The sequence below is a fragment of the Chthoniobacter sp. genome (assembly GCF_040003245.1).
Taxonomy (GTDB): domain Bacteria; phylum Verrucomicrobiota; class Verrucomicrobiia; order Chthoniobacterales; family Chthoniobacteraceae; genus Chthoniobacter.
Genome location: NZ_JBDUCX010000318.1, coordinates 1 through 6,707 on the forward strand (window position 1 = coordinate 1; position 6,707 = coordinate 6,707).

A 6,707-nucleotide genomic window follows, 5' to 3' on the forward strand; every position below is an offset into this window, starting at 1 on the left:
GAAGTCGTCCTGATCGATACGATCAGTTATCCGTCTTCAGGATCATGTCCTTGAACTGCACGGTCATACCCGTTGGGCCTTTGTGCAGTTGCAGGGCGAGGACACCCTTCAGGGCCGCGTGATTGGCGTCGTTGTCCGTGATGTCGGCGGTCTGTTTGCCGTTGACGAAATGTTGCAGGTGATTGCCCTTGGCGATGATCTTGTACTCGTTCCAGTCGGCGGCCTTGATGGCTCCTTTGATCTCGTCGCCGGTGCCGGAAGAGCCAGTAACCTCGATCTTAAAGTCCTTGGCTTTCGCGTCGGCCGCATCCTTCGGGGTGTCGCTGATCGTCACCGCTTGCCCGGGCAGGCACAAGATGCCGCGGCCCTTCTCCTCATAAAGCATCCCGGTGTACTTGTTGGTGGTGTCCATGTCGGCTTGATAACCGGAGATGACGAAGTATTCCGGCTTCACGACTTTGCTGCGGTATTGAATGCCGGAATTGCCGAAGCCCTTGGAGTCGCCGTTCAAGTCGACGAGCTTGAATTTGCAGGTCAGCTCGAAGTCGCCCACCTCGCCGTCCTGCCAGACGAGGAAGGTGTTTTCCTTCACCATGTTTTCGGTCGTGGTCTTGCCGGTGAGGCAGCCGTCCTGGACGCTCCAGAAGCCCTCCACCCCTTGCCAGCCGGTGAGGTCTTTGCCGTTGAAGAGGTTCTTTTCGCCGGCGTGCAGCGAGGCCGCGGCGAGAAAAGTGAGGGCGACGAGAGGGAGGAGTTTCATGTGTGGGTAGTGTTGGGAGAATCGGATTGGCGGCGGGGTCTTAGAAGTAGTTTGCGCGCCTATTCGGCGGCGGCGCCGAAGAAGATACGGCTGACTTTGCCGTGCTCAAAGTTGAAGATGATGCCACCGTAAACCGAAACGACGACAAAGGCATCCGGAGTCGGAGGACTGTCTGGATCGGCGAAAGCGGCATACGCTTTGCGCGGCGCACTCGCTGGGCTGCCGATCTTGATCCCGCGCTGGGTGGCCAGATCGCAGGGCGCCCGGGCGGTGATCATGGCGAGGGTTTTCGCGCCATCCTTCTTGCCGCCGGCGGACATGACGAGTTGCAATCCCTTCGCCGGATAGCTCCACGTCTGGACGTAATTTCCGTCCGCCTCCTGGAGAGCCAGCTTGCCCTGTTTTTCCGGCTTGCCGAGCAACTGAATGACCTCTTTCGCGGGCTGGTCGAGACGCAATCCGCCAAGGCCTTCCTTGCGCAGGAAGGCGCGGATCGCCGCTTCATCCGCGGCCTGCGCCTTTACACTTACACCCAAGCCCACAAGCACGAGCGCGAGGCAGGAGAGGAGGCGGGCGGCAAACATGACGCCTTATTTCTTGCCGAAGAACCGCTTCAAGTTCGCCAGGCCCTTGACCGCGATATCGTCACGCTTGGGCTCCATCTTGCGCCAGATGGCGGCGGCGCGGGCGATGACCTTCACGTCGGTGGTGAACGATTCGATGACGATGTCGCCCTTGTATTTGATCTTCTTCAACGCCTTGACGATCGGCGCCCAGTCGATGTGATCGCCGCCGGGCGTGCCGCGGTCGCTGCCGCAGGCGTGGAAGTGGCCGAGGAGCTTGCCGGCCTTGAGGATCGCGGCGGCCTGGTTCTTCTCCTCGATGTTCATGTGGAAGGTATCGAGGTGCAGCGTCACCGCCTTGCTGCCCACGGCCTTGATGAGCTTGAGGCCCTGGTCGCAGGTGTTGAGGAAATCGGTCTCGAAACGGTTGAGCGGCTCGATGCAGAGCTTCACGCCTTTCTTCTCCGCGTACTTGGCGAGCGGCTTGAGGTTCTTCACCACGAGGTCGAACTGCTGCTTCTTCTCCGCGTCGTCATGCGGCCCGATGAGGCCGACCACCGAATAGATCGGCCCGATGACCGACGGGCAGCCGAGGACCACCGCCTGGTCGATGAGGCCCTTCACGTATTCGTGCGCCGTCTTTTGGTCCGCCGCGCTGCCGCGGAGATCGCGGCCCGGTCCCATGCACGCGCAGATGCTGCCGATCTTCAGGCCGGCCTTGTCGGCGGCGGCCTTGACTTTCGCTGGATCAATATGCTCCAGCGCCTCGACGGGGATCTCGACGGTCTGGAAGCCCCACTTCTTGAGCTTGGGGAAAAGCTTCACGCTGTCGTTGGTGAAAGGGCTGGCGTAGAGGAAGGTGTTGAGGCCGAAGCGGGACATGGTGGGTAGGGTGGGGTGAGGAGTGGGAATTATTGGCAATTAAATTTTGCGAAGAGCGGGCGGGCATTTGGCGCGGTTCGCGAGCGGGAGTCAAGCCGGTGGATTGCGAGGTTGTCTCGTTGCCTTCCCTCGTCCACCATTGCTTCCTCGGGAGAGATCCATGCGCACCCCTCACGTAGTCATGCAAGTCCTGGTTGCCGGCGTGGCGATGGCCATCGGTGCGACCTCGGTATCGGCCGCGGATCCCGACAAGGATCCGCAGATGCGCTCCCTGCTCAAGGACGCCCGAAGCCTCATCGACAGCAGGAACCCGGTGGCGGCCATCGAGCAATGCGACAAAGTGACGGCCGCATTCAAAGCCGCTTACGACGGCGACAAGCGGAAGATCTATTGCGCCCGAACATCCGAGGAGAGCATGTTGCTGCTGCTGCAAGCGGCGGCCGATAAGAAGGACGCGGTTGCCTTGTCCTCCGTTTGGTCCGACGCCTACTTCCTGAAATCGTACGCCTTGCAGGACCTCGGGCGGATCGACGATGCGCAGGCCGCCATTCGCCTCGCGCTCGCTCTGTCGCCGTTTAGCTCTCATTATTTGTCGGAGCAGGGTTCGATCTATTTACTGATGAAGGATTGGCCCCAGGCTCTGCTCTCCTTCCAACTGGCGGAGGAGCAGGCGCCACTCGGCCCCGCCGTGAGCAAAGGCGAAGAAATCGGACGCGCGCGGCGTGGCCAGGGATTTGTCTTCGTGGAACTCGGGAAACTCGACGAGGCGGAAAAGAAATATCAGCAGTGTCTCGCGACCGATCCGAAGGATGCCAGAGCGGCGCGTGAACTGAAGTATGTGCAGGGATTAAAGGCCAAACGGAATTCATCCCCCAAATGAAACTTGTCTGATCGTTAGCGATGTCTGGATTTCGTTTTTACTCCCTCCATGAAATCGGAAAGGAACTGGACAGCAGGGCGATATCGGACGCAACTTTCCTTCCCACGTTCCACCACCTCCACCCCACATGAATCGTCGTTCCTTCCTCCGCACCACCACCGCTGCCACGCTCGGGAGCTGGGCTCTTTCCCGCCCGATCCTCGCCGCCGGCCCCAAGCGCAAGATCCTCTTCTTCTCGAAGTCGAGTGGCTTCGAGCATTCGGTGATCACCTACAAGAACGGTCAGCCCAGCTATGCGGAAAAGCAATTGCTCGAGATGGGGCCGAAGAACAATTGGGAGTTCACCTTTTCCAAGGACGGCTCGCTCTTCAATCCGCAGTACCTCGCGCAATTCGACGCGCTCTTTTTTTACACCACCGGCGATCTCTGCTCGCCGGGCACGGACAAAAATCCGCCGATGTCACCGGAGGGCAAGCAGGCGTTTCTCGATTACGTGGCGAGCGGCAAGGGCTTCATCGGCTCACATAGCGCGGCCGATACCTTTCACACCGCCAACGAAGCGGTGAAAGGTCCGGACCGTTACAAGAACCACGGTGAAGAGGCGGACGCGTACGTGAAGATGCTCGGCGCTGAATTCATCATCCACGGCAAGCAGCAGGTGTCGAAGATGCGCTGCATCGATCCCAGATTCCCCGGGATGGAAAATCATGCCGATGGCTTTTCCTTCCAGGAGGAGTGGTACTCGCTGAAGGACTACCGCAAGGATTTGCACGTGCTGCTGCTCCAGGAAACCGAGTCGATGGAGGGGCCGATGTACCAGCGTCCGCCGTATCCTGCCACCTGGGCGCGGAAGCATGGGAAAGGCCGCGTCTTCTATACCTCCATGGGACATCGGGAGGATGTCTGGACGAATCCGATTTTCCAGGACGTGCTGGCCGGCGGCATTTCGTGGGCGCTGGGTGACGCGACGGCGGACGTCACGCCGAATATCGAGCAAGTCGCACCCGGGGCACTGACGAATCCCAACTACGAAGAGCCGAAGCCGAAAGCGACCCCGGCCGCTCCCAAGCCGTAAGGCGGCGGCGTTTGGATTGAGCAACGGACGTCGATCGCGCTCAGGCGCGCCGACGTTGACGCCGGCCCGCGAGTGCGACGATGCCGAACGCGAGCAGAGCGGCACTGCTCGGTTCGGGTGTGGGCGTAAAGGTGAACGTCGTCTGGCTGCTGCTGTCCCCCTCGTCGGCTGGTGCAATCGAACTGTTCATCCGAAGGCCTTGACTCAACGTGAGTCCGCCTCCCGAGATCGTTTGCGTCGTCGTTCCGGTCGATTGATTGCCGTTGACGGTCAACGTCGCCCCGGACGACCCGCCCGGAATCTGCTGGGAATGCGTCAGATTGATCGAGAGACTGGTGGCCGTTTCCACGAGGATACCCGTGTAGCTGGCGGGCAGGTTAATCGTGAAATTCGACTGGGCAAAAGTCGTCGAGGCGAAGGTCGCCAGCGTGTAACTGCTCTGCGTGATTCCCGCATCGATGAGGTTCAGCGTGTAGGTGCCGGCTGAGCCCTTGGTGAGCGCGCCGGTGAGGACGAGTTCGTCGCCCGTGGCGCCAAGCTGCAGGCTGAGCGTGCCGCCGGCATTCCACATCATGGACGTCGCGTGCAAAGTCGTCCCGGCGACTCCGGGCGACCCGACTCCGGGAGCAACGAAGCCACCGCTATTGAGGGTGACTGCGCCCGCGATCGTCCCACTTCCGCCGAGCGTGCCGGTGGAATTGACGGTCACTCCACCAGTGCCGGTGCCGGAGCCCGTGACATTGTTGACCACGAGCTTGCCCGCGTTGACGTTGGTGCCGCCGGAGTAGGTGTGGGCGTTGGTCAGGATGGTCGTGCCGATGCCGTTCTGGTTGAAGCTGCCCGTTCCGCTGATCACGCCGGACACGGTGTTCGTTCCCGTTTGAACCGCCGCAAAGCTGGCCGTGGCGCTCGCGGTGGGAGGGTCTTTGGGATTGGCGGGAGGGGCGGAACCCGAATTGAGAGCGACGTTCGGCGTGAACGTGGCCCCGGTCGCCAAGTTCAGCGCGAGGGTGCTGTTGCCGCTGGCGGTGACCCCGCTCGTGCCGGTCAGGTTGCCGGTCGCGCCGTTACCGACGCGTAAGGTGCCCGCAGTGATGGTCGTCGCTCCCGTGTAGGTGTCGTTCGCCGTCACCGTCAACGTCGCATTGGCGCTGTTCATGGTGAGGGTGGAACCGGTTCCGGCAACCACGACTCCGAGCGTGTTGCTCGCGCTGCTGGTGTAGGTCAAGCTGCCGGTCAGCGTGCCCGCGCCGCCAATGGTTCCGCCGGTGAAGGCCAATCCCGTGGGCGTCGTGAGGTTGCCGTTGATATTGAAAACGCCGCTGCTGGAGGTCACCAGACCGGTGACGCTGCCCACGCCGTTCCAATTGCCACCCGTCACTCCGAGCGTTCCGCCAATCTTTCCACCTGCTCCGAAGTTGATGACGCCGTTGCCGGTCAAAGTGGCGTTGCCGTTGACCGTGCCAGCGCCGGTCAGAGTGCCGAGAGTACCGATGGCGGTCGTACTGCCCGCGGCCAGCGAGCCATCGACTTGCAGGGTGCCGGCGTTGATGCTGGTCGATCCGGTGTAAGTCTCGGTGTTGGTCAGGATGGTCGTCCCTGCACCGTTTTGATTGAGACCACCGGTGCCGCCGATCACCCCGGATACCGTGTTCGTGCCCGTTTGAATGGCCGAAAAGCTGGCGGTGCCGACTACGACGACAGGGGCGTCCTTGGGGTTGGCGGGAGGAGCGCTGCTTCCACCCGACGTGACCGTGACGCTCGGCGCGAAGGTCGATCCACTGGCCAGGTTCAGCGCGAGGACGCCGGTGCCGCTGACCGCTACGCCGCTGGTGTTCGTTAGATTGCCCGCCGTCCCGTTGCCGATCTGCAAGGTGCCCGCGCTCACCGTGGTCGCCCCGGTGTAGGTATCGGTCAGGGCGATGGTGACGGTGGCGCTGCTGTTGTTCAAAGTCAGCGAACCGCCTCCCGCGATGATGAAGCTCAACGTGCTGCTCGCGCTGCTGGTGTAATTCAAGCCGCCGTTGAGCGTGCCGGTGCCGCCGAGGGTTCCGCCGGTGAAGTTCAGGCCGGCCGGGGCGGTGAGGTTACCGTTGATGTTGAAAGCGCCGCTGCTGGCCGTGATCAGGCCATTGACCGTGCCCACGCCATTCCAATTGCCGCCGGTGATTCCGAGTGTGCCGAGGATCTTTCCACCGGAGGCAAAGTTGATGATCCCGTTGCCGGTCAAAGTGGCGTTGCCGTTGATCGTGCCGGCTCCGCTCAGCGTGCCGAGAGTCCCGATGGCGACCGTGCTGCCCGCGGCCAGTGAACCGTCCACCTGCAGGGTGCCCGCGTTGATGTTGGTCGGTCCCGTGTACGTTTCCGTGTTGGTCAGGATGGTCTTGCCCGTGCCGTTCTGGTTGAAACCACCGGTGCCGCCGATCACCCCGGATACCGTGTTCGTGCCCGCTTGAATGGCCGAAAAGCTGGCGGTGCCAGCCACGACGACCGGGGCGTCCTTGGGGTTGGCGGGAGGAGCGCTGCTTCCACCCGACGTGACCGTGA

At 62.0% G+C, this 6,707-nt stretch carries 6 protein-coding genes; 2 read left to right on the top strand and 4 right to left on the bottom strand.

The annotated features are described in order from the left end of the window. Positions 1-22 precede the first annotated feature (22 nt). Genes ABJF10_RS28160 through ABJF10_RS28170 form a run of 3 tightly spaced genes read right to left on the bottom strand, consistent with a single transcriptional unit; the run spans position 23 to position 2,205 of the window. Positions 23-760: a DUF1080 domain-containing protein gene (locus tag ABJF10_RS28160; RefSeq protein WP_348547946.1), complete on the bottom strand. Its 738-nt coding sequence runs from the start codon at positions 758-760 to the stop codon at positions 23-25. A gap of 59 nt (positions 761-819) precedes the next feature. Further along, positions 820-1,344, bottom strand: coding sequence for a hypothetical protein (locus ABJF10_RS28165; RefSeq protein WP_348547947.1), 525 nt, complete (start codon positions 1,342-1,344; stop codon positions 820-822). Between the two features lie 6 nt (positions 1,345-1,350). Then, a complete protein-coding gene (locus tag ABJF10_RS28170; RefSeq protein WP_348547948.1) occupies positions 1,351-2,205 on the bottom strand; it encodes a sugar phosphate isomerase/epimerase family protein in 855 nt (284 codons plus the stop codon). Positions 2,206-2,365: 160 nt separating this feature from the next. On the opposite strand from ABJF10_RS28170, the gene ABJF10_RS28175 reads away from it, so the two are divergent. Next, positions 2,366-3,085 carry a tetratricopeptide repeat protein gene (locus ABJF10_RS28175; protein ID WP_348547949.1) on the top strand — a complete coding sequence of 240 codons (720 nt, stop codon included), beginning with the start codon at positions 2,366-2,368 and terminating at the stop codon, positions 3,083-3,085. Positions 3,086-3,212: 127 nt separating this feature from the next. Continuing rightward, on the top strand, positions 3,213-4,160 hold the full coding sequence (locus tag ABJF10_RS28180) for a ThuA domain-containing protein (RefSeq protein ID WP_348547950.1): 948 nt from the start codon (positions 3,213-3,215) through the stop codon (positions 4,158-4,160). A gap of 40 nt (positions 4,161-4,200) precedes the next feature. Here the strand turns inward: ABJF10_RS28180 and ABJF10_RS28185 are convergent. Further along, positions 4,201-6,707: autotransporter-associated beta strand repeat-containing protein (locus ABJF10_RS28185; RefSeq protein WP_348547951.1), on the bottom strand; the 2,507-nt coding region annotated here is incomplete at its 5' end.

Bases quoted from the DNA above. Each gene is read 5' to 3' on its own strand.
- ABJF10_RS28160 (WP_348547946.1), bottom strand. From the start codon at position 760: ATGAAACTCCTCCCTCTCGTCGCCCTCACTTTTCTCGCCGCGGCCTCG.
- ABJF10_RS28165 (WP_348547947.1), bottom strand. From the start codon at position 1,344: ATGTTTGCCGCCCGCCTCCTCTCCTGCCTCGCGCTCGTGCTTGTGGGC.
- ABJF10_RS28170 (WP_348547948.1), bottom strand. From the start codon at position 2,205: ATGTCCCGCTTCGGCCTCAACACCTTCCTCTACGCCAGCCCTTTCACC.
- ABJF10_RS28175 (WP_348547949.1), top strand. From the start codon at position 2,366: ATGCGCACCCCTCACGTAGTCATGCAAGTCCTGGTTGCCGGCGTGGCG.
- ABJF10_RS28180 (WP_348547950.1), top strand. From the start codon at position 3,213: ATGAATCGTCGTTCCTTCCTCCGCACCACCACCGCTGCCACGCTCGGG.